Genomic DNA, 20,270 nt, shown 5'->3' with positions numbered 1-20,270 from the left:
CCGCGGGCTGCGGAGACTGAACCTGCTGCGAGGGCACGAGCAGACGTGCCATGAGCAGCTCCAGCTGCAGGCGGGGAGAGGTGGCGCCCACCATCTGGGTCAGCGCCTGCGCCGTCATGTCCGCGTAGCGTGACAACGCTCCTGAGCCCAGGGTGCGAGCCTGGACCTCCATACGCTCCAGCTCGTCTGCTGGCAGGGAGCCGAGCGCCGGTCCTGCCTCAGCCCCGGCCAGGGCGATCACCAGAAGGTCTCTCAGGCGCTGGAGCAGGTCCTCGACGAAGCGACGGGGATCGTGACCGGAGGCGATCACTCGGTCCACCACCCGGAAGACTCCGGCGCCATCGGCCCCGGCGATCGCGTCCACGCACTGATCGAGCATGGTGGTGTCCGTGTAGCCCAGCAGGGCGACGGCACGCTGGTAGTCCACCTCGCCGTCGACCGCACCGCCGATGAGCTGATCCATGACGGACAGCGTGTCTCGCACGCTTCCACCGCCAGCGCGGGTGACCAGAGGGAAGACCCCAGGGCCCACCTGCACGCCCTCAGCCTGGCACAGGTGCGCCAGATACCCATCCAGGATGTCCGGCGGCACGAGCCGGAAGGGGTAGTGGTGGGTCCGCGAGCGGATGGTGCCGATGACCTTCTCAGGCTCAGTGGTGGCGAAGATGAACTTCACGTGAGCCGGCGGCTCCTCCACCAGCTTGAGCAGGGCGTTGAAGCCCTGCGGGGTGACCATGTGCGCCTCGTCGAGGATGAAGATCTTGAAGCGGTCACGCGCCGGGGCGAAGGAGGCACGCTCACGCAGGTCACGAGCGTCGTCAACACCGTTGTGGCTGGCGGCGTCGATCTCCACGACGTCCAGGCTTCCGGGGCCACCGGTGGCCAGGTCCCGGCATGAGGGACAGATGCCGCACGGGGTGTCCGTGGGGAACTGCTCGCAGTTCAGGCAGCGAGCCAGGATGCGGGCCGAGGTGGTCTTGCCGCAGCCACGCGGACCGGAGAAGAGGTAGGCATGCGTGACGCGGTCCGCACGCAAGGCCGCCATGAGCGGGGCAGTCACGTGCTCCTGCCCGATGACGTCCTGGAAGGTGTCTGGGCGGTAGCGGCGGTACAGAGCGGTGGTCACGGTCCGACTCTAAACGGGACCACCGACACGATGCGACGCTCTCAGAGATCGAGCACCGCCACAGAGACGTCAGGACCCCCCGTGCACCCGTCAGAGCCCGCTTACCCTTGCTACCTTCCGGTCCTGGGGGATTCACTGGATGACGCCGCACGAGGGGCCGGAAGACAGTGTACCTGACGCGCGCGACTGCTCATCCCCAGGCCGTGCCCGCCCCTGGCACACATGAGGTCAGCACGCGGTCGTGACCGATGCCACCGTCACGGGCTGGCACCAGCAGGCAGCGTTCCGATATATTCCATTCCCGTTGCACGTACTGTCGCTCCACCGTCAGTACGTGGGACACCTGGAGGATTCGCCTAGTGGCCTATGGCGCACGCTTGGAAAGCGTGTTGGGTGCAAGCCCTCGGGGGTTCGAATCCCCCATCCTCCGCGAGCAGACCCCGGGATCGTTGAGATTCCGGGGTTTTTCGTTGCTACGGCGCGGTTTGGTGCCTGTCGGCCAGTTCGCACAAGTGTTCAGAAGTAGTCACTAGACGTCACTCAAATAGACACTATGTAGACACAAGCCCGGCCAGTGTCTATGTGGGAGGACGACATGAGCGAGGTTCCCAGCCCTAAGCAACCCAGGGCGAAGCGACGCCCGGCGAGAGCCAAGAAGGACCTTCCGGCGGGCATCGCCATGCACCGGGCAGCGGGTAGGGACGGACAGCCTGACAGGTGGCGCTACCGGGTCCGCCTGCAGTGGGAGGGCAGGCAGGTGTCTATCGGCCTGTTCGACACACTCACGGACGCCAAGGCGGCCAGGGACAGGGCAGCGGGCGAGATCGCCTCACGCACCTTCGTACCACCCTACCAGCGTCGTGCTGAGGCCAGGAAGAAGGCTGAGGAGGAGAGGCTGCAGGCGGTGACCGTCGAACAGTGGTCGCAGCAGTGGCTCAAGCGCCTGCAGTCCGGGCAGACACGTAACGGGAAGGCCCGCAGCTCCGGCACGATCACCTCCTACCGGTCAACGCTCAACGCGCACGTCCTGCCCGCCCTGGGTCACGTGAGGCTCGCTGACGTGACCCGTAAGGACGTTGACGGGCTGCTAGCCACGGTCGCGGACCAGTCGGGGGCGTGGAACAACGTGCTCCGTACCGTGCGAGCCATGTTCGGGGAGGCTATCAGGGCTGAGGTTGGCGGGGTCGAGGTGAACCCTGTGCGTGCTCCCGAGAAACCGGTGAGGCTGTCCGAGGAGGGTAGGACGCTGGAGCCTGAGCAGGTCGCAGCACTGGCCAGGGCGATGCCGGACGGGCTGGGTCTGACGGTGCTCCTGGCTGCGTGGTGCGCCCTGCGTCAGGGGGAGGTGCTTGGTCTGCAGCGCCGGGACGTGAAGGGCCTAGGCAAGGACGGTGAGGCTGTGCTGCAGGTGCGTAGGCAGTGGAACTCCAAGACGCACCCTCCGACGTACACGCTGCCTAAGGAGGAGAAGGTCCGTGATGTGGCAATCCCCCCGACACTGGTTCCGCTGCTTGCTGAGCACCTGAAGGGGATGAGGGACAAGGACGGGCAGGCTCCGTTGTTCCGCTCGCCGCGCTGGCCGAAGCAACCCTTGTCTCACCAGGCACTGACGCGGGCGTGGGACGAGGCTCGCCGTCAGGTTGTGCCGGGGTTCCGGTTCCATGACCTGCGCGGGGTGGGGCTGTCGTACTTCTCGGAGTCGGGGGCGACGGTCGAGGAGACGATGACGCGCGGGGGCCACTCGGACGTGAAGGCGGCTATGCGCTACCAGCACGCCCGGATGAGGCGGCAGCAGGCGTTGGCGGCGGCGCTTCCCGTGGTGGTCTGAGGGGGCGGGCTCCGAAGGTGGCGAAGGTGGCGAAGGTGGCAAAGGTGGCACGGTTATAGAGGGCTGCCACCTTCTGCCACCTTCGGGGGCCGAAGTGGTTCCGATGGTTTCCTAGGTCAAGAAGTTTTGTGATGTGGAACACTGTATATAGACCACGAAAGACCCACAACAACCATCATTGACCTCAGAAAAAAGGCATTGAATCTCTCGCGAAACATTCGCACCACCTATGTCTCGCGGAAACATGTAGATGCCGGACATCGAGGTGTGCGCTTACCCTTGTGCCACGAGATCGCACAGACGTTCGACAACGCTCATACACGTTCTCCGGCATCCAGACATAGAGAGAGCGGGCCCACGGCCACCAAGTCGCCTCGAGGTGCTGCAACACCTTCCGGCGACGGCACAGGACCCGCCCACTCGCCCCTCCCGCTCAAGGAAAGGCAGACGACATCATGGCACGCCAGGCAGCGCCACGTCACCGTGAGACCCGCCCAGGGTCCCCTAGTTCCCTCCCCGTCCTGACCTCCAACCTGTGTCAGATGATCTCCCCGGCCCAGGCCGCCCGCGTCCTCGGGGTCTCCTACTCCACGATCCGCCGCATGGTCGCCTCCGGGCAGCTGCGTGCTTACAGGTACGGGGATCGGCTGATCCGTATCGACCCGGCGGACCTGGACAAGGCTCGCCGCCCGGTGACCGCGCTGACTGAGGCTGCGTGATTGGCCCGTGGTCGGTGGCGTCCGGCCTCACCGTGGGGTGGGGTCGTTAGGCGGGGCGTATCTGTCGCAGGGCATCGTTAGGATTGGCGGTGATGGACGTGGACGAGCAGACGAAGCGCAAGCTTCTCGCAGACCTGAGGGCTTCTGCGAGAGAGATTGCGCGCGCCAAGTCCAGGCGCAAGGAGGCTGTTCAGGCTGCGTTAGATGCTGGCCTGCCGCGCCAAGAGATCGCGGACGCCTTGGGGATGCATCGAAACTCTGTGTACGCAATCACGCGTTCAGAGTAGAAGCCTCTTGCACAAGAGAATGTGCATCCCCTACAGTAGGACTTGCACAAATTATTGTGCAGGACAGTGAACACAGTGAACCCCGTAAGCCGCTGAGTCTTGGCGGAAACACGGCCTACGGGGTTAACCATCTCCAAGGAGGAGACATGACACAGGATAGCCGTACCCAAAACACCCTGCCCACCGCAGGGGACGGGCAACAACAAGAACGCTGGGACCGCGTCGCCGACGAGCTGGAGCGGATCGCAGACGAGATGAAGCAGATCGCGGACGACGTATGCGGCCCCGACGACCCGGACGACCCCACCGATGACCCCACTCTCCTGGACGACATCGACGAGAACGAGATCTGGGATGAGGACACCTACCCGCTGATGAGGTGGCACCGTGCCGGTGACGGCACCGTGGACCGTATCGACATCCTGGCCGCCCCGCTGAGCCTGCAGGACGTCCGATCTATCATCCGGTCCCTGGAGCGGCTCGCGGAGGACCTGGCCGGTGAGCTGAAGGAGTGCGAACCGTGGTGCTCGCGCATCCACGCCCCTAGCGAGCCGTGCTCGCGCGTCTACGGTTACGCGGACACCGAGCAGAACCCGGAGGCCCGTATCGCCCGGGAGGCGACGAGCGCGGGGATCCTGCGACTTGTAGGCCCCACCTATCACGAGGTGGCGGCGCTTGAGGGTGGGGAGCTGAAGGCTGCTGTGCTGGGGTTCATGCGGGCCGCGTACGACCTTGACGGACACGCCCGCGACCTTGAGGCCCGGCTGCAGGCGGGTGAGGCGGCGTGAGCGCGCGCATGTACACCCCACCAGAGGACAACGCCCTAGCCACCTACCGGGTTGACGGGGACCGGGTATTCCTCAACGTCACCAGTGAGGGCCTGTACTCCACGGGCGTGCGTAGCCTGATCGGGATGCTGTCCCACATCGCCCGCCGCATGGAGGCAAGGGCAGGTGAAGCAGCGTGAGTCTCGTCTACTGCCTGGTAGTCCCCGACAAGGACGTCAACCCGCGTTATCTCGCGGCCCTGACCACTTCAGGGATCACGACAGGGGTACGCAAGCAGGGCGTATTCCCCTTCGAGAACATGTGGAGGCCGGGTGAGTACCTGTTCGACCTGGCTACCGCCCACGTCCAGGCCGGGAAAGTCATCCGGGTCGCTGTACCGAAAGACCTGCCCCTGAAGGAGATGGCGCGCGTAGCCACCGGCCTGGCACAGATCGACTCCCACCCCAAGGTGATCGGGGCGCAGCTTGAGAAGTCCAGGGCGTGCGGTCGTCACGACGGCTGCCGCCTGGCAACCATCGGCGCACCAGCCGGGGACTTCCTGGCCTCCGACGCTGAGCGCCTGTGCGCTGAGGCTGACCGTGGCTCCGTCGTGGCCACGACGACCAGCACCACCATGGAGGTGGCGGCGTGAGTCAGTCCCTGCGTGAGGCGGCCACCGCCTACGCCGTCGCCGGGTGGCAGGTCCTGCCCTGCCACCCGGCGGGGGACCGCGCCAAGTCCCCCATGCTCACCCACGGCTTCAAGGACGCCAGCACCAGCCCCGAGGCGGTGGCTGCATGGTGGGAGCAGTGGCCCACGGCCCTGATCGGGCTCGTCGTCCCGCCCGGGGCTGTCGTGGTGGACATCGACCCGCGCAACCTGGAGGAGGGGTCCAACCCGTCAACCGTCCTGGACGACCTGACCGGCCCCCTGCCCGACACCCTCACCTCGTGGTCTGGCCGAGGTGACGGTGGCCGCCACCTGTGGTTCGCTGCCCCCGCCCTGCCAGAGGGCAGGAGGTGGCGCAACCCGGCCCCCGGGGTGGACGTGAAGTCACCCGGTCGCGGCTACGTGATCGCCCCACCCTCCCCCCACCCAGCCACCGGCCAGCCCTACAGGTGGCAGGACACGGCCACAGGCTACGCACGCCTACCCCTGCCAGCCCTGAGCGCCCTGGCCCCCTCAGACGGCCAGGAAGGCCCCCAGCAGCCACGTAGAGGCCCGTTCGCCCTGCCCTGGCAGCCGGGCACCCCCGCACCCCCTGTGGGGCGTGGAGGCAACCTGGAGGCCCGACGCCTGGCCGGGATGATCCGCACCCTGTCCACCACCAGGCAGGGGGAGCGAAACAACACCCTCAACAACTACGCCTACGCCGTCGCACGAGAGTTCGACCCCGCCAACGTGGAGGCAGCCCTCGAACGGCTGGCACAGGCCGCCTACACGGCGGGCCTGACCGAGCCCGGCGTCAGTAACACCATCCGCTCCGCCAAGGACGGGGCCAAAGGAAGAACCAAGCCATGACCGCAACCACCTTCCAGGTACCACCAGCACCACCAGAAGCCCCCTACCCCTGGCCCTCACCACCGACCACCTGGGAGCCTCTCGACCTGGCCCCCATCGTCAACGGTCTAAGGGACGGCACTATCGCCGCCCCAACCCACGAGATCGGGGCTATCGGGGAGTCCGCCTACCTCCTGACCCTAGGGCGCGTGTCCACGCTCATCGGAGGGCCAGCCTCAGGCAAGACGTGGACCGCCCTCCACCTGTGCGCCGAAGTCATCTCCGAAGGCCACACCGTCGTCTTCATCGACTGGGAGGACGACGCGAGAGGCATCACCTCCCGACTCCTGGACCTGGGAGCCAACCCGGCGGACGTGACAGAACGGTTCACCTACATCCACCCAGATGAGCCCTACAGCCCGCAAGCCTCACAGGCCCTCACCGACACCGTGACCAGCCTGCACCCACTCCTCATCGTCCTGGACTCCACAGGGGAGGCCATGCGCGCCGACGGGGTGGAGCAGAACAGTGACGGCGAGGTGTCCGCGTGGTTCGCCCGGCTCGCCCGTCCCCTGGCCGACACAGGCCCCGCCGTCCTCCTCCTGGACCACCAGGCCAAGAACAGGCAGGAGAAGGACTCTTCCCGCTACGCCATCGGCTCCCAGCGCAAACTAGCAGCCGTCAACGGCACCGCCTACATCCAGGACGTCAAGGCCCCCTTCGCCAAGGGCAAGGCCGGGCGGGCGAGCCTAACGTGCTCCAAGGACCGCATAGGCGCATGGCGCAACGGTGAGACAGTCGCAGAGGTCAGGGTCACCCCGGCCTCACGCCCACCGGCCTACCCCGACGGCCACCCCGTGGACGTCGCCCTCACTCCCGTGCAAGGGGAGGAAGCGGGGGCGGTGTTCAGGCCAACGGTACTGATGGAGCGCGTCTCCCAGACCTTGGAGAACGCGGACGTGCCGCTCAGTGGCTACCAGGTCACTCAGAGGACGACAGGGAAGCGTCAGGCGGTCCTCCGCGCGCTAGACGTCCTCGTGTCTGAGAAGTACGTGACCACGCACCCCGGCCAGCGAGGTAGCACCACACACTCGCTAGTCCACCCCTACCGAGAGGTAAACGATCCTCAGTCAGACACCTTCATGACCCCGCTCAACCCCTCCCCAGAACCGAGCCTGTCACCTGTTCCCCCTTTCTATAAGGGGGGGAACAGGGAACAGGTCAGGCAGGGCGAGCGGGAACAGGTCGAGGAACAACAGGAACAGGTCAACGGGGAGTTCTTCCCTTTCCTTGTCACCTCAACGAAGACCTCGGATAGCAGAAGCATTCAGGAGGTGGGAACAGGTCGGGAACAGGTGCCATCGGACGAACCGACCTGTTCCCCGACCTGTTCCCCACCCTCGCAGGGCGTCTACTGCCCCCACGGTGGCCCTGTCGGCATGTGGTGCAACCAGTGCCCGGGAGGTGTCGCCACCGCCGCATGAGAACCGTCCTCAACAGCGCGGGCGTGCCCTGCGTCCCAGACCCCGACGACACCCGCGAACTCACCCGACTGGTCACCATCACCGGGGCGTGGTGCACCGTCTGCCACCTACCCCGAACCCCCTACAGGGGGAGCCCGGACCACCACCCCACATGCCAACCAGACAGGAGCACACCATGACGCACAGGCACGGCGCCGGACGCACCCGCAAAACCAGACGCTCCACCCGCCACCCCATGGCAGACCCCGGCTACCTACGCCGCTACTGGGACCTTCAGGGGCCAGCCCTCGCCCGCTACCGGCGCGCCTTCAATACCTACCAGGACAAGATCAAGGAGGAAGCATGACCGCCAACGACACCCCCACCACCGACACGGCACAGGACACCACCAACGCCCCCGTACAGGACGCACAGGCCCCCAGCACCCCCGAACAGGACCCCACCCCACAGGAGGCCCCACAGGCCGGTCAGGAACGCCCCAAAGGCAACGCCGAGGCCGCCAAGTACCGGGTGAGAGCACGTGAGGCGGAGACAGCCCTGGAAGACCTCCAAGGCCGCTACAACGCCCTGCTACAGTCCAACGTTGAGGCAGCCTTACCGGCATGGATGCCCAAGGCCGTGTTCAACAAGTTCGAGACCAACCCCACCCGCTTCCTGTCCAAGGACGGGGCGGTTGACGCCAAGGCCGTCCAGGACAGGGCAACCAGCCTCGCCGAGGAGATCGGACTACCCACCCACTCCCCGCTCAAACCGGACCCCGCACAGTCCCCCGCCGCCGTCGAGACCGGCGAAACATCCTGGCTCGACGTCCTACGTAGACGATAGAATGACAGCCAGGAACCCCGCCCACGGCCTGGAGCCGTGACAGGAGACTCCAGCCGCCCCCAGCGGGGGCAGCATGGGACGGCCAGAGGCCACCACGCACAGCAGTAACGCTCACGTGGTGGCCTCTACCTATCTCCCACGGCCACCACCTCACCGAGAGGCAACAACCATGGCCGAAACCATGACCACCAACGGACAGCCCTTCGCCTGGATGCCGCAGAGCATCGAAGAGCTCGTCGTCCAGCCCGTCACCCGCGAGTCTGTAGCCCTGATCGCCGCCGGAAGCACCCGCCTGAGGCAGGACTGCGACGGCTTCCGCGTCCCCGTCGTCACCAAGGACCCCGTAGCCGCATGGGTCAAGGAGGGCGAGGAAATCCCCCTGTCCGGCTCCAAGGTCGCAGAAGTCGCAGACCGCTTCCACAAGGTCGCAGGCCTAAGCGTCCTCAGCCGCGAACTCGTCCTTGACTCCTCCCCCGACATCGCCAAGCAGGTAGGCGAAGGACTGGCACGCGACATCGCCCGCAACATCGACACTGCCTTCTTCGGCAAGCGTAAGGACGGGGACACTACCGCCCCCATCGGCATCGCTGAGGTCCCCGGCACCGGCACCGTCTCAGCCGGGGGAAAGTGGACGAACACGGACGTGTTCATCACCGCCGCCTTCCAGGCACAGCTAGAAGGAGCGTCCCTGTCCGCCTTCGCAGCCAACCCCGCTGACGCCATGGCCCTGGCACAGATCAAGGAGCAGGCAGGCTCACAGCGCCTCCTCCTCAACCCCACCCCCACCGCCGCCGCACCCCTGACCCTGGCAGGCGTACCCCTGTACGTCTCGCCCGCCATCGAGGAGGGAACCATCTGGGGGCTGCCCCAGAACCGGATCAAGATCGGCGTACGCGAGGACGTCGAGCTCACCCGCGACGAGTCCGCGTTCTTCACCTCAGACCGTATCGCCATCCGCGCCACCATGCGCGTAGCGTTCCTCTACCCGCACCCCGCCGCAATCCAGAAGATCACCAAGGCATGACATGCATCGCGATGCATAAACACCCCGGGTGTAACCCCTCCCTAGCGGCCTCCGGGTCGCTCCGCGTTTAGGCGCACAGATTCTCCCCGGGTTTTCAAGTCGATTTGAGCCCCCAGGGGTGCATCTTTATGTACGGGTTTCCGGGGGTGCACAACCTGGGAAGGGGGTGCCAAAACAGGGCCCCGGACAGCCACCAAGCCGTCCGGGGCCCTGTCTCATACCCATGGAACAACGCACCCCCACCCTAACCACCCCCACCGACACAAATCAGGGGCGGGACCGCTTCGCCCGGAAACGTAGACACTCGGTAGACACTCCAGCAGATGGCTACCACTATTCGTTGCTATTTCGCGGCTGGTTGAGAATCCCCCATCCTCCGCCACCACCTTTCCCCGGAACCGCAACGGTTCCGGGGATCCTTGTTTTCAGCGATCAACACGCGCGATCACCCCCCCCAGGCCACCACCCACGACTGCGGCCGCCACCCGGACTACCCTGGCCACACCGGACACTTCCCCTCAGGTATGCCCATGAACCACCCCACCTCCTCCCTCCGCTCTCGCGCCCTGAGCCTCCTTCCCCTCCTCCTCTTTGCACCGCTGGCCGCCGGCTGCGCCGCGGACTCCCCGCTCCCCGTCACCGCAACCACCGCCGCCAGCCCGCGCGACACCGCCTCCACCTCCGCGCCCTCGTCCACCCCGTCCGAAACCGCCTCGGCCGCCCCACTGACCAAGGATCAGCCCCTGGCCTCAGCCGCTCCCGCCACCAACCCCAACCTCCCGGCCGGCGCCTACGCCGGGGCCGGCGGTCCCCTCCCGGCCAAGGCGACCCCACTGGTCCCCAACGCCAGCGGAGTCGCCTCCTTCAAGACGCCGTCGGGCAACATCGGCTGCGACATCTCCGCCACCTCCGCCGGCTGCGGCGTCATGTCCTACATCACCGACGAGACCTACGGCACCGCGCCCATGACCGGCGACTCGAAGTGGTGGGTCAGCCTGGACGCTCAGGAGATCGGCCTCAAGGGCGACGCCCCCTGGTTCGACTACCCCGGCACACCCACGGCAACCTACGGCGCGCTGGTGTACTTCGGCACCACCGTGTGCGCCAGTGAGGAGGCCGGCCTGACCTGCTGGAATACGACGACGCACCACGGCGCCTTCATCAACCGCGACGCCACCACCTTCTTCTGACCCGGCTGACGGCGTCGTCTTTGTCCGCGCCAGCGTCTTTGACAGGCTTGGCCCATGCGCGCACCTGCTCATACCCTCGCCACTCACGCCGCACTCGTCGCTCTCCTGGCCGCCGGCCTCGGTGCCTGCTCGGGTGGCACAGCGGCCACGGGAAGCACGTCGCCAGCCTCACCTGCCACCACCTCGGCCACCCCCATGGCCGACGACGCAGCCTCACCCAGCGCCTCGACCTCGCCGGATGCTGCCCTCACCTCAGTCCAGGACCTGCAAGCCGGCGACTGCTTCCTGCCCTCCTCCACCGAGGCTCAGACCTCTGCCACTGAGCCAGCCAGTCCTCAGCCCCAGGACTCCAGCGCCCCCGCCCAGGTGCCCAGCCAGATCGACCTCGTCACCGTGGTGACCTGCTCCCAACCGCACCTCTACGAGGTCCTCAGCGTCACCAGGCTGAGCGAGGCGGCTCTGCCCGAACTCTCCGCGCTGCGCGAGCAGGCTAGCGTCGCCTGCCAGGAGGCCGTCTCCCCGTACCTGGAGAACCAGACCGAGCACCCCACCTACCGGGCCCAGTTCCTCTCCCCCACCCAGACCTCATGGAAGGCCGGGGACCGCACCCTCCTGTGCCTGCTGACCTCCTCAGACTCCACCGAGCTGACCGCAGCGGCCACGCGCTGAGGCTGGCCACCTGACTGCCGGCTGCGTCGTCGTCATCCCTGCCCCGGACCCGGCCGGCTCGTGGAGGGTCCCACCCGGGTGCCACAGCCGGCCGCTAGCATGACCCCGTGATCTTCAAGGCCGTCGGCGACCGCGCCCCTTATCCCGCCCATGGGGTCGAGGCGCAGCGCGACTGGTCCGTCATCGCCCCTCGGCAGATCCGCCTGGACCAGCTCATCACCACGCGCTCGACCCTCGATCTGCGCAACCTCCTCGACGACGACTCGACCTTCTACGGAGACCTGTTCGCCCACGTCGTGGCCTACCAGGGTGAGCTGTACCTGGAGACCGGCCTGCACCGCGCCCTGCGTGCCGCCCTGCAGGGACGCACCGTCCTCCACGCACGGGTGCTGGAGCTGGACAACGAGGGGCGCGCCCTCCTTGCCCCGCCGCCGCCGGCGGCCTGACGGCGCAAGACCAAGGGATCCTGACCCTCGCACACCAACTCGGTTACTGTGGGCGGGTGAGCACTCCCCTAGACCCGCGCGCTGAGTACCGCCGTCGTCTCCAGCACCGCCAGACGATGGTCATCGGAGGAATCCTGGCCACCATGGTGGTCCTGACCCTGGTGTGCCTGCTGCTGTGGACCGGGATCGTGCCAGCCCCCTACGAGCCTGGGTTCTCCAGCGCCAAGGACGAGGCGACCCCCGTGATCCAGCCTTGCCCGCCTGCGGACGCGGCGACTGTTGAGGTCACGTCCATCCCCGTCAACGTCTACAACGGCACGGACACCACAGGACTGGCCGGGGACGTCACCCAGACCCTGACGGAGTCGGGCCTGACCGTGACGGCGACGGCGGACTGGCCCCGTGGCTCTTACGACGGCAACGTCCTGATCACCACATCTCAGGCCGGACTCACCAACGCCTACACCCTCGCCCGAGCCTTCACCGGCACCGTCAACGTCACCATCGACGAGACCGCCGACGCCTCTGACCCGACCGTCAGCGTCGTGCTCGGCGCGGAGTACAAGCAGTCCATCCTCTCTACCGCCGAGATTGGCCAGCTCAAGGCCGGCGAGCCGATCTCGGCCCCGAAAGGCTGCGTTGCCGTGACGGCGGCCCCGACCGAGTAGGCCAGCCAGGCACCGGCGAACTGAGGCAGCGCTTCATCCACGAGTGCGTTCCGACGTCATTGGGGCGTGCCTCCCAGGTCCCGGGAGGCACGCCCCAATCAGTGATGCACTGTGGCATGCCTGAAGGCACGTCCGAAAGCCGCGCTCAGCCCTTCTTGCGGGCGCGCGCCGCGTAGGCAGGGCCGTCCAGCTCAGTGCCGGCCGGCGCCGAGGCGGGCGAGGCCTGCTCCAGGTTGGTCCCGCGTACCTTCGAGACCCAGCGCATGGCGTGGTAGATCGCGATCGCAGCCACCGAGCCCATGGCGATACCGGTGAAGGTCATCTCGCCCCAGTGCCAGGTGTAGTCGGCGATCGCCACCACCATGGCCACGGCAGCGGTGTTGAGGTTGACCGGGTCAGAGAAGTCCACACGGTTCTGCACCCAGATGCGCACTCCCAGCATGCCGATCATGCCGTACAGGATCGTGGCGGCACCGCCGAGGACACCCGCGGGGATGGTAGCGATGATGACGCCGAACTTCGGCAGCATGGACAGTCCCAGCGCCGTGATCGCCGCGACCACGTAGGCGGCCGTGGAGTAGACGCGGGTGGCGGCCATGACGCCGATGTTCTCGGCGTAGGTGGTGGTACCCGAACCTCCGCCGCTGCCGGCCAGCATCGTGGACAGACCGTCAGCGAACAGGGCCCGGCCCGTCACGTCATCGAGGTTCTCCCCCGTCATCGCGGAGACGGACTTGACGTGACCGATGTTCTCCGCGACGAGCACGAGCACCACCGGAACGAACAGGCCCAGCAGGCTCAGGTCGAAGGCCGGGGCCCGGAAGGTGGGGGCACCGATCCAGTCGGCCGAGGCGATGGCGGAGAAGTCCACCTCATCGCGCACGCAGGCGGTGGCGTAGCCGATGAGCACACCGATGAGGATCGCCAGGCGTCCGATGATGCCCTTGAACAGCACGGTGATGAGAAGGATCGCCACGATCGTCACCAGGGCGGTCACGGGCGCGGTCTTGACGTTGTTCCACGCCGAGGGCGCCAGGTTGAAGCCGATGAGGGAGACGATGGCGCCCGTGACGATCGGAGGCATGAGCCGGTCGATCCAGCCTGCTCCGGCAAAGTGGACGATCAGGCCCACCACCACCAGGACGGCACCGGCGCTGATGACCCCACCCTGGGCAAGCGAGGCCAGGTGAGGGTCGATCGCCTCGCCGCCGCCGGCCACGTAGCCGGTGACGGCGCCGATGGGAGCGATGAGAGCGAAGGAGGACCCCAGGTAGCTGGGCAGACGCCCCGCCGTGATCCCGAGGAAGAGGAGGGTTCCCACGCCGGTGAAGAACAGCGTGGTCGAGGGCTCGAAGCCGGTGAGCAGGGGAACGAGGAAGGTCGCACCGAACATGGCGACCACGTGCTGGACGCCGATACCGATGGTGCGGGGCCAGGTCAGGCGCTCAGCCGGAGAGACGACCTCACCGGGAGCGATCGAACGGCCGTCGCCGTGAAGGCGCCAGCCGCGCGTGAGCGCGGGGCGGTCTGAGGAGGAGGTGGGCACAGGTGCTCCTGTCGCGAATGGGAGGGGACGGGTGGCAGCGCGCGAGCTGGCTCCCGCGCCACGCGTCAGGACCCGGCAGAGCCCTGCCGGGGCTCCAGTCTAGACGCCCCGACGTTTCAGGCTCGTACACGCCCTATGCCCACGACGCCCCACAGGTCATAGGGCATGATGGAGGCGTGACGACGCCCCACTCGCCCTCGACCACCGCCGGCACGACCGCCACAGGCCCTCGTCCTGGCCTGGCACAGACCGGAGCGGGCGCGGGGACGGCGTCCTACCCCCGAACCGAGGCGCGCCGCCCCTTCCCCGGTACTGAGCAGCTGCGGCCCGCGGAGGTCTTCGCCGGCCCTGGCTACCAGGCACCTCGAGCCCGCACCAGCCCCCTGGCGGTCACCGCCCTCGTCCTGGCCCTGCTCTCCTTCGTCCCGGCCCTCGGGCTCATCGCGGCCGCGATCGGGGCGCTGGCGCTGGCGACCATGCGTCACCGCTACGAGACTGGCCAGTCCCTGGCCTGGTTCGCGATCATCGTCGGGCTGGCCTCCTGCGTAGCCTGGCTCGCCCTCATGCTCCTGGTCTCCGCGTAAGCCTCCTCGCTGCGCCGCCCGGTGGGTGGGACGCAGCCGCGCCTCAGCCCCGGGGCCTTACAGTGGACCTGTGAAGCCCTTCATCATGGTGTCGACGCGTCCGGAGATCGAGGCTGCCGAGCAGGAGTACGAGTCCTTCCTCCTGCAGGGCGGCCTGGAGCGTGACCAGCTTCAGCACGTGCACCTAGAGGAGGTCGACTTCCTCGGCTCCTTCCAGGCCGGCGACGTCTCCGGCGTGCTCATTGGCGGCAGCCCTTACGACCTGTCCACCGCGGAGGCTTCCAAGACCCGCACCCAGGTGCGTGTGGAGGAGCAGGTTCGCGAGCTGCTGGCGGTTGCCCTCAGGGAAGGCGTGCCCGTCCTCGCCACCGGCTTCGGGCTGGAGGTGCTGGCCGGCTACCTCGGCACACCCACCTCGCGCCGCTACGCCGAGGACCTGGGCGCCACGGACATCTTCCTCACCGCCGAGGGGCGCGCGGACCCCCTGCTGGAGGGGATGCCCCAGACCTTTACCGCCTTCGTCGGGCACCACGAGGGCGCGGCCGCAGTGCCTGAGCACGCCACGCTCCTGGCCAGCTCGGCAGACTGCCCGGTCCACATGATTCGGGTGGGACGCAACGTCTACGGCACCCAGTTCAACCCCGAGCTCGACGTCGAGCGCTTCCTGCAGCGCGTGTCCATCTACGCCGACGCCGGCTACGGCGACCCGGGCCTCATTGACGACGTCCTGACCGAGGCTCGCGCAAGCGTGGACGAGCACCAGGCCGGCCGCGTCATCCGCCGCTTCGTGGAGTACTTCGCCCAGGACTGACCGGGCAGGACAAGAAAGAATCGGAGGAGACCGGCGATGGAACCGGCGCACCACAGCCAGCCGGAGGAGACGACGCCGCAGCCCGACCAGGTGGCCGAGGCCGGCGAGGCGGTGGCCGCGCTTATGGCGGGCCGACGCACGCTCGCCGTCACCGGGGCCGGCATGTCCACCGACGCCGGGATCCCCGACTACCGCGGCCTGGGAACCACACCGGTCGAGCCGGTCGACTTCCAGCAGTTCGTCTCCGATCCGGTGTGGTACCGCTGGGTGTGGGCGTGCAACCACGCCACCTGGCAGCTCCTGGAACCGCTTCGCCCCACGCCGGGGCACCGGGCCCTGGCGCGGCTGGAGGAGGCCGGCTACCTCACCGGCGTCGCCACCCAGAACGTCGACCGCCTGCACTCGCGCGCGGGACAGTCCACCGTCTGGGAGCTTCACGGCGCCTACGACCGCGTCGTGTGCCTGGAGTGCGGACGGGTGCTCACGCGCGCCGAGGTCGATCAGCGTCTGAGCGCCCTCAACCCCGACTACCCGCGCCAGAGCGACCCGGCGCGGGTGGCGATCACCCCGGAGGCTGATCGCGCGGCGGCCGAGGCCTGCAGCTTTCAGACGGTTACCTGCTCGAAGTGCTCCGGCCTGCTCAAGCCGGACATCGTGTTCTTCGGCGAGTCCCTGCCGCCAGCGATGGAAAAGGCGATGCAGGCCGCGGGTGAGTGCGACGTCGTCATCGCTGCGGGCACCAGCCTGGCCGTGCTCACCGGCCTGTGGATCGTGCGCCAGGCCGTGGCCAAGGGCGCCGATCTCGTGGTCATCAACCGCGGGCCCACGGCGGCTGATGAGCTGGCCACGATCCGTGTGGAGGGCGGGACCAGCCAGGTGCTGGCCGCCGTCGCCGATCGCCTGGCGCGTTGAGGAGAAGGTCAGCCGAGCCAGCGCGCCTGACCCACCTTCTCCTTCTCAGGACAGGTCTGCGTAGTCCTGCGGGACCTGGGACAACGCTTGGACGATCGGGGTACGGCCGTCGTGGAAGGGGATGACCTTGCGAATCGTGGCGTCGTCCTCCAGGGCACCGAGGATGACGCGGGCGACGTTCTCGCGCGAGGTCGGCAGGGAGCCGCCATCCTCATCACGTTCCACCGTGATCTCACCGGAGGCCGGCTCGGTGGTCAGCGTGCCGGGACCCAGGATCGTCCAGTCGAGGTCGCTGGCCACCAGGTGGCGGTCGGCGTCAAGCTTGGCCATGGCGTAGGCGCGGAGCGGGTGGTCCGCCGGCACCGGCTCGTGCCCGTAGGAACCCGCCCACGAGACCATGAGGTAGCGACGCACTCCAGCCTGCCGGGCAGCCTCCATCGAGCGGATGGCGGCCTTGCGGTCGACGGCGTCTGTACGCTGCGGACCTCCCTTGCCCCCGGCTCCCGCGGACCAGACGACGGCGTCCGCACCGCCAAGGGCGTTAGCCAGCGCCTCCTGGGTCGCGTCCTCGACGCTGAGCAGCAGCGGACGCGCGCCTGCTGCCTCAACCTCGTCAGCGTGCTCGGGGTTGCGGATCACGGACACGACCTCGTAGCCAGCGTCGCGCAGGAGCGCGGAGGCCGCGAGCGCGACCTTGCCGTGACCACCGATGATGACAACACGGGACATAGCGGAACCTCTCTCACCACAGACCCTTTGCCAGGACAACATGGCGACGCCCGGCGTCATTCCCGGGTGCCTCTTCGTCGACGGCGTGAGGCCAGAGATTCAGCGGCGTAGATCTCCACGAAGTGTGGCGTACAGGTTGTTCTTGATACGCAGCATCTGGATCGGGCAGGCCTGGGAGGTCGCCAGCACCACGGCGCCGGGCGGCGGCACGCTGATGGCGTCGTTATGCGCCACGAAGGCCCGGAAAGGACTGGTCATGCCGGCGCACAAGGGATCTGCCAGCCCCTGCGGCGTCAGCGTGATCTGCGGGGCATCCACCTCCTCGGCGTAGCGAGAGTCGATGACCGCGCCCTGGTGGCGCGCCAGCGTGCCGATGCCGTAGCAGGCGCCGAGGAAGGGAAAGTCCTGCGCCACCAGGCGGTCCAGCAGCGCGTCGAACTCCGCCTCCACGCGCAGCTGGACGGCGGACTTCTCCTCCTGCGGGGTGGTGGTGTTGAAGGGAGAGCCGCCCACCATGATTCCTGACTACTGGTCGAGGTCCAGCTCCGGCATGAGCTCAGCCTCCAAGCGGTGGCGAATGAGCTCACGCTCGCTGAGCCCCGTGCGCGCGAGGAGGGCCTCGTACTCGCCGTCGGCGGGGCCTTCGTCGTCACGCGTGGCCAGCAGGAGGAAAGGCTTCATGAGGCTGGAGCCTAACGGTCCAGGTGGGTAGGAGAAGGGGCGTCCGGGTACTGGGCCGCTCAGCGCAGGGTGGCCAGTACCGTCTCCACCGCTGCGCGCACGACGTCGGGCGCCGGGCGATGCGTCACGGAGGCCTCCTGGCTGGGCGCCGCGGCACGTCGCCCCGGACGGCGAGCGGGAGCCGCCGCGTGTGCCTCGGCCACGTGATCCACATAGGCCAGGCCCGCCACACGCACGCCACGCGCGGCCAGGGCCATCGCCTCAGCCACACCGTCCATGACAACGGCGTCCGCTCCCAGCCCGCTCATCAGCGTCACCTCAGACCTGGACGGGCGCACCGGACCGGGCACAAGCGCTGCCACACCCGCGCCGCGCACGCCGTCGATCCGCGAGACGGCGTTGGTGAGGTCCTCGTCCCAGGAGGCGTCCACGCACTGGGTGGCGGGGAAGAGGGGCGAGCCCGTGAGATTGAGGTGGTCAGCCACCGCCAGGAAGTCACCCAGCGAGGCCTGGCCAAGGCTGGAGGCGCGCGAGACCATGAGCGCGGCACGCACGCCGGCTCCTGCGGCCAGGCGAGCCAGTCCCGTCACCCGTCGCGCGGGCTTGCCCTCGTACAGGCAGGTGCGACCGCGCGCCACGAGCACACCCAGGCCCCCGCGGTCGTGAGAGGTCAGCAGGTCCTCTTGGCCGGGCACCTGAGGAGCGGAGACTCCGGGGAGGAAAGACAGTCGCACGCGGGCGGCAAGACGTCCCCACGCGGCGTCAAGCTCAGCCAGCAGGGCAGGCTCAGCGACCACGAGCAGGTCGTGACGCGGCCGACCCGTGGCCAGGAGGATCGAGGCCGCCGTCGGGTCCTCGTCCCAGGTGCCGGGATGTGCGCCGGCAGTGACGCCAGTGGGCTTGGGCGACACGGCTCCTCCTCGTCGCGTGATCAGTTGCCTCCTGGCTGAGGGTACCCGGCTTAGGCACTCATGCCTTCCCCCTGAGGAAGGAGACGATGATGACGGTGATCGCCCTGAGTGTGTCAGGGAGGAGCTATCACCGTTGTTACCAAGCTCAGAGCGTGCGAGGCCAGCGCCCTGCGCGGAGCGGCTCGCACCCACGTCTATGAGGTGACATAGCTCCCGGCGCGCTCGAAGAACTCCTCGATCCTGCCCGCTCGCTCGTCAGCACCCTCCACCCGCACGCAGATCGCGTCCAGGAGGGCTTCCAGCACGGCCATGAGCGGGACCCGGCTGCGGAACATCGGGCTGGACTGGCTCGTGATCGCCAACAGGTGGTCGACCTCTGCCGTCAGGGGTCCGCCCGGACGGTTGGTCACCATCACCGTGCTCGCGCCCGCCTCGGAGGCAGTCTCAATCAAAGCGGCAACGGGAGCGGGTGAGCGATCGAACACCGAGACCATGACGACGCTGTCCGAGTCGATCCCGGCAGCAGCGTGAGCCCACACGTCCGGACCGTCCAGAAGGACGACATTGCCCCGTAGGTACCCAAGGAGCGTGGCGAAGTAGCGCATCACTGGACGTCCTGAGGCCACCGCCGCCAGGTGGAGCCGACGGTTCTCATCGGCCAGCAGGTCGGCGACCTTCTCGAACACGGCAGCATCCAAGGAACGGGAAGAGGCCTGAAGGTCGAGGTCATGGACGCCCATGCCTCGGGCTCCTCCGCCATGCCTCAGAAGCGCAACCCCTTCGCCACGATGAAGACGGCCGTCGGAGCGCGTGTGGTCACGGGTGCGACGGCGTCCCTGCTCATGTCACCCCCCGCGGCCCACGAGCGCGACCACCGCCAGCTCGAGATCGAGCGTGACACCCTCCCGCGTGTCCTGGTGACCCTGGGTGGCGCGCAGGCCAAGCTCCTAGGACTTCTCGGCCGCCTCCACGTCAACGAGGAGGCTCTGCGCAAGGGCGCTGAGCTGGAGGGGCCGCTCCTGCTGACCGAGCACGTCCTCATGCAGCTCGCTCCTGCCATCGGCCACGAGAAGGCACACGACGTCCTGCAGGAGTACGTCACGCAGTACCAGCGCACAGGCGTCAGCCTGCGTGAGTACCTGGAGTCACGTCCGGACACCCGCGAGACCGTGGCTGGTATCGACCTGGAGGCCGCCACAGACCCGCGCAGCTACCTGGGCCTAGCTCGTGAGGTTGCCGAGTTCTAGGAGCACCCACCCCCTCAACCGGCTGGGCCGGACAGCAGTGCCTGACACTCGCTGTCCGGCCCAGCCACAATGGCCGCGTGAGCAGCACGCCGTCCGAACCTCCCTCCGACCCCATCGCCCTCCTGCTGGCCGACCCGCCGCAGCTTCCGGTGGTGGCTGGCCTGCCGCGCCTGCGTGAGCTGCTCACCGCTGAGGCGACGACGCCGCAGCAGGGCGCGTGCGTCGTCGTCACCGCCCCGCCAGGGACGGGAAAGACCACCCTCGTGCCGCCGCTCGTGGCCGACGTCGTCGCACGCCGCAGCGCAGGGCACGCCCC

The 20,270-nt window shown here is 68.0% G+C and carries 27 protein-coding genes, 1 tRNA gene and 1 other RNA gene; 21 read left to right on the top strand and 8 right to left on the bottom strand.

Features of this window, described 5'->3' with window-relative positions:
• Positions 1-1,126: DNA polymerase III subunit gamma and tau (locus HMPREF0058_RS01780; protein WP_006547944.1), on the bottom strand; the 1,126-nt coding region annotated here is incomplete at its 3' end.
• Between the two features lie 67 nt (positions 1,127-1,193).
• An RNA gene (ffs, locus tag HMPREF0058_RS11585) (signal recognition particle sRNA small type) lies at positions 1,194-1,288 on the bottom strand.
• A 183-nt stretch (positions 1,289-1,471) separates the two neighbouring features.
• Between ffs and HMPREF0058_RS01775 the strand changes: the two genes are divergently transcribed.
• The 16 genes from HMPREF0058_RS01775 (at position 1,472) to HMPREF0058_RS01710 (ending at position 12,533) form a co-directional block, all read left to right on the top strand.
• Positions 1,472-1,556, top strand: a tRNA-Ser gene (locus HMPREF0058_RS01775).
• Positions 1,557-1,721: 165 nt separating this feature from the next.
• A complete protein-coding gene (locus HMPREF0058_RS11625; protein WP_169305803.1) occupies positions 1,722-2,954 on the top strand; it encodes a tyrosine-type recombinase/integrase in 1,233 nt (410 codons plus the stop codon).
• A gap of 542 nt (positions 2,955-3,496) precedes the next feature.
• Entirely contained in the window at positions 3,497-3,673 is a 177-nt protein-coding gene (locus HMPREF0058_RS01765; RefSeq protein WP_006547941.1) for a helix-turn-helix domain-containing protein, read from the top strand.
• Positions 3,674-3,765: 92 nt separating this feature from the next.
• On the top strand, positions 3,766-3,960 hold the full coding sequence (locus HMPREF0058_RS01760; RefSeq protein ID WP_006547940.1) for a helix-turn-helix domain-containing protein: 195 nt from the start codon (positions 3,766-3,768) through the stop codon (positions 3,958-3,960).
• Between the two features lie 146 nt (positions 3,961-4,106).
• The gene (locus HMPREF0058_RS01755) at positions 4,107-4,748 is read left to right on the top strand and encodes a hypothetical protein (RefSeq protein WP_006547939.1); all 642 of its coding nucleotides are present in this window, start codon (positions 4,107-4,109) and stop codon (positions 4,746-4,748) included.
• Positions 4,745-4,927, top strand: coding sequence for a hypothetical protein (locus tag HMPREF0058_RS12240; protein WP_141560445.1), 183 nt, complete (start codon positions 4,745-4,747; stop codon positions 4,925-4,927). The genes HMPREF0058_RS01755 and HMPREF0058_RS12240 overlap by 4 nt, the downstream gene beginning before the upstream one ends.
• Entirely contained in the window at positions 4,924-5,379 is a 456-nt protein-coding gene (locus HMPREF0058_RS01750) for a hypothetical protein (protein WP_006547937.1), read from the top strand. Before HMPREF0058_RS12240 ends, HMPREF0058_RS01750 begins: the two co-directional genes overlap by 4 nt.
• Complete coding sequence (locus tag HMPREF0058_RS11620; RefSeq protein WP_006547936.1) at positions 5,376-6,248, top strand: bifunctional DNA primase/polymerase; 873 nt, start codon at positions 5,376-5,378, stop codon at positions 6,246-6,248. The genes HMPREF0058_RS01750 and HMPREF0058_RS11620 overlap by 4 nt, the downstream gene beginning before the upstream one ends.
• Complete coding sequence (locus HMPREF0058_RS01740) at positions 6,245-7,711, top strand: AAA family ATPase (protein ID WP_006547935.1); 1,467 nt, start codon at positions 6,245-6,247, stop codon at positions 7,709-7,711. Before HMPREF0058_RS11620 ends, HMPREF0058_RS01740 begins: the two co-directional genes overlap by 4 nt.
• A 175-nt stretch (positions 7,712-7,886) precedes the next feature.
• The gene (locus tag HMPREF0058_RS12540; protein ID WP_006547934.1) at positions 7,887-8,057 is read left to right on the top strand and encodes a hypothetical protein; all 171 of its coding nucleotides are present in this window, start codon (positions 7,887-7,889) and stop codon (positions 8,055-8,057) included.
• A complete protein-coding gene (locus HMPREF0058_RS01735; protein ID WP_006547933.1) occupies positions 8,054-8,536 on the top strand; it encodes a hypothetical protein in 483 nt (160 codons plus the stop codon). The genes HMPREF0058_RS12540 and HMPREF0058_RS01735 overlap by 4 nt, the downstream gene beginning before the upstream one ends.
• A gap of 169 nt (positions 8,537-8,705) precedes the next feature.
• The gene (locus tag HMPREF0058_RS01730; RefSeq protein ID WP_006547932.1) at positions 8,706-9,560 is read left to right on the top strand and encodes a phage major capsid protein; all 855 of its coding nucleotides are present in this window, start codon (positions 8,706-8,708) and stop codon (positions 9,558-9,560) included.
• Between the two features lie 530 nt (positions 9,561-10,090).
• Positions 10,091-10,750, top strand: a complete 660-nt coding sequence (locus HMPREF0058_RS12535; RefSeq protein WP_006547931.1) for a hypothetical protein — start codon at positions 10,091-10,093, stop codon at positions 10,748-10,750.
• A gap of 54 nt (positions 10,751-10,804) precedes the next feature.
• Positions 10,805-11,419, top strand: coding sequence for a septum formation family protein (locus HMPREF0058_RS01720; protein WP_040319476.1), 615 nt, complete (start codon positions 10,805-10,807; stop codon positions 11,417-11,419).
• A 107-nt stretch (positions 11,420-11,526) separates the two neighbouring features.
• Entirely contained in the window at positions 11,527-11,865 is a 339-nt protein-coding gene (locus HMPREF0058_RS01715; RefSeq protein WP_006547929.1) for a hypothetical protein, read from the top strand.
• A gap of 56 nt (positions 11,866-11,921) precedes the next feature.
• Positions 11,922-12,533 carry a LytR C-terminal domain-containing protein gene (locus HMPREF0058_RS01710; protein ID WP_040319475.1) on the top strand — a complete coding sequence of 204 codons (612 nt, stop codon included), beginning with the start codon at positions 11,922-11,924 and terminating at the stop codon, positions 12,531-12,533.
• A 145-nt stretch (positions 12,534-12,678) separates the two neighbouring features.
• Here the strand turns inward: HMPREF0058_RS01710 and HMPREF0058_RS01705 are convergent, their stop codons facing one another.
• Positions 12,679-14,079, bottom strand: coding sequence for a uracil-xanthine permease family protein (locus HMPREF0058_RS01705; RefSeq protein WP_006547927.1), 1,401 nt, complete (start codon positions 14,077-14,079; stop codon positions 12,679-12,681).
• Positions 14,080-14,255: 176 nt separating this feature from the next.
• Here HMPREF0058_RS01705 and HMPREF0058_RS01700 point away from each other — a divergent pair, with 176 nt between their 5' ends.
• The 3 genes from HMPREF0058_RS01700 (at position 14,256) to HMPREF0058_RS01690 (ending at position 16,386) form a co-directional block, all read left to right on the top strand.
• Entirely contained in the window at positions 14,256-14,663 is a 408-nt protein-coding gene (locus HMPREF0058_RS01700; RefSeq protein WP_006547926.1) for a hypothetical protein, read from the top strand.
• Between the two features lie 70 nt (positions 14,664-14,733).
• Positions 14,734-15,474, top strand: a complete 741-nt coding sequence (locus tag HMPREF0058_RS01695; protein WP_006547925.1) for a glutamine amidotransferase-related protein — start codon at positions 14,734-14,736, stop codon at positions 15,472-15,474.
• Between the two features lie 36 nt (positions 15,475-15,510).
• Positions 15,511-16,386, top strand: a complete 876-nt coding sequence (locus HMPREF0058_RS01690; protein ID WP_006547924.1) for a Sir2 family NAD-dependent protein deacetylase — start codon at positions 15,511-15,513, stop codon at positions 16,384-16,386.
• Between the two features lie 45 nt (positions 16,387-16,431).
• Here HMPREF0058_RS01690 and HMPREF0058_RS01685 read toward each other — a convergent pair whose 3' ends face one another.
• The 5 genes from HMPREF0058_RS01685 to HMPREF0058_RS01670 all read right to left on the bottom strand — a co-directional run bounded on the left by HMPREF0058_RS01685 (position 16,432) and on the right by HMPREF0058_RS01670 (position 19,447).
• The gene (locus tag HMPREF0058_RS01685; RefSeq protein ID WP_006547923.1) at positions 16,432-17,115 is read right to left on the bottom strand and encodes an SDR family oxidoreductase; all 684 of its coding nucleotides are present in this window, start codon (positions 17,113-17,115) and stop codon (positions 16,432-16,434) included.
• A gap of 99 nt (positions 17,116-17,214) precedes the next feature.
• On the bottom strand, positions 17,215-17,628 hold the full coding sequence (locus HMPREF0058_RS01680) for a type 1 glutamine amidotransferase family protein (protein WP_248596989.1): 414 nt from the start codon (positions 17,626-17,628) through the stop codon (positions 17,215-17,217).
• Between the two features lie 12 nt (positions 17,629-17,640).
• The gene (locus HMPREF0058_RS13095) at positions 17,641-17,796 is read right to left on the bottom strand and encodes a type 1 glutamine amidotransferase family protein (RefSeq protein ID WP_006547921.1); all 156 of its coding nucleotides are present in this window, start codon (positions 17,794-17,796) and stop codon (positions 17,641-17,643) included.
• A gap of 59 nt (positions 17,797-17,855) precedes the next feature.
• On the bottom strand, positions 17,856-18,707 hold the full coding sequence (locus HMPREF0058_RS01675; protein WP_006547920.1) for a phosphorylase family protein: 852 nt from the start codon (positions 18,705-18,707) through the stop codon (positions 17,856-17,858).
• Positions 18,708-18,901: 194 nt separating this feature from the next.
• Entirely contained in the window at positions 18,902-19,447 is a 546-nt protein-coding gene (locus tag HMPREF0058_RS01670; protein ID WP_006547919.1) for a MurR/RpiR family transcriptional regulator, read from the bottom strand.
• Here HMPREF0058_RS01670 and HMPREF0058_RS01665 point away from each other — a divergent pair.
• The gene (locus HMPREF0058_RS01665) at positions 19,436-19,954 is read left to right on the top strand and encodes a lyase family protein (protein ID WP_006547918.1); all 519 of its coding nucleotides are present in this window, start codon (positions 19,436-19,438) and stop codon (positions 19,952-19,954) included. The genes HMPREF0058_RS01670 and HMPREF0058_RS01665 overlap by 12 nt on opposite strands.
• A 77-nt stretch (positions 19,955-20,031) precedes the next feature.
• Positions 20,032-20,270, top strand: a 239-nt coding sequence (locus HMPREF0058_RS01660) for a hypothetical protein (RefSeq protein WP_040319473.1), incomplete at its 3' end; no start/stop codon positions are given.

This window comes from Actinomyces urogenitalis DSM 15434, assembly GCF_000159035.1.
Lineage (GTDB): Bacteria > Actinomycetota > Actinomycetes > Actinomycetales > Actinomycetaceae > Actinomyces > Actinomyces urogenitalis.
Note: the sequence above shows the minus strand (reverse complement) of the source record. Positions and strands in the feature narration are given on the sequence as shown.

Coding starts and splice junctions, on each gene's coding strand:
- HMPREF0058_RS11625 (WP_169305803.1), top strand. CDS start 1,722: ATGAGCGAGGTTCCCAGCCCTAAGCAACCCAGGGCGAAGCGACGCCCG.
- HMPREF0058_RS01765 (WP_006547941.1), top strand. CDS start 3,497: ATGATCTCCCCGGCCCAGGCCGCCCGCGTCCTCGGGGTCTCCTACTCC.
- HMPREF0058_RS01760 (WP_006547940.1), top strand. CDS start 3,766: ATGGACGTGGACGAGCAGACGAAGCGCAAGCTTCTCGCAGACCTGAGG.
- HMPREF0058_RS01755 (WP_006547939.1), top strand. CDS start 4,107: ATGACACAGGATAGCCGTACCCAAAACACCCTGCCCACCGCAGGGGAC.
- HMPREF0058_RS01740 (WP_006547935.1), top strand. CDS start 6,245: ATGACCGCAACCACCTTCCAGGTACCACCAGCACCACCAGAAGCCCCC.
- HMPREF0058_RS12540 (WP_006547934.1), top strand. CDS start 7,887: ATGACGCACAGGCACGGCGCCGGACGCACCCGCAAAACCAGACGCTCC.
- HMPREF0058_RS01735 (WP_006547933.1), top strand. CDS start 8,054: ATGACCGCCAACGACACCCCCACCACCGACACGGCACAGGACACCACC.
- HMPREF0058_RS01730 (WP_006547932.1), top strand. CDS start 8,706: ATGGCCGAAACCATGACCACCAACGGACAGCCCTTCGCCTGGATGCCG.
- HMPREF0058_RS12535 (WP_006547931.1), top strand. CDS start 10,091: ATGAACCACCCCACCTCCTCCCTCCGCTCTCGCGCCCTGAGCCTCCTT.
- HMPREF0058_RS01720 (WP_040319476.1), top strand. CDS start 10,805: ATGCGCGCACCTGCTCATACCCTCGCCACTCACGCCGCACTCGTCGCT.
- HMPREF0058_RS01690 (WP_006547924.1), top strand. CDS start 15,511: ATGGAACCGGCGCACCACAGCCAGCCGGAGGAGACGACGCCGCAGCCC.
- HMPREF0058_RS01685 (WP_006547923.1), bottom strand. CDS start 17,115: ATGTCCCGTGTTGTCATCATCGGTGGTCACGGCAAGGTCGCGCTCGCG.
- HMPREF0058_RS13095 (WP_006547921.1), bottom strand. CDS start 17,796: ATGAAGCCTTTCCTCCTGCTGGCCACGCGTGACGACGAAGGCCCCGCC.
- HMPREF0058_RS01665 (WP_006547918.1), top strand. CDS start 19,436: ATGGACGCCCATGCCTCGGGCTCCTCCGCCATGCCTCAGAAGCGCAAC.
- HMPREF0058_RS01670 (WP_006547919.1), bottom strand. CDS start 19,447: ATGGGCGTCCATGACCTCGACCTTCAGGCCTCTTCCCGTTCCTTGGAT.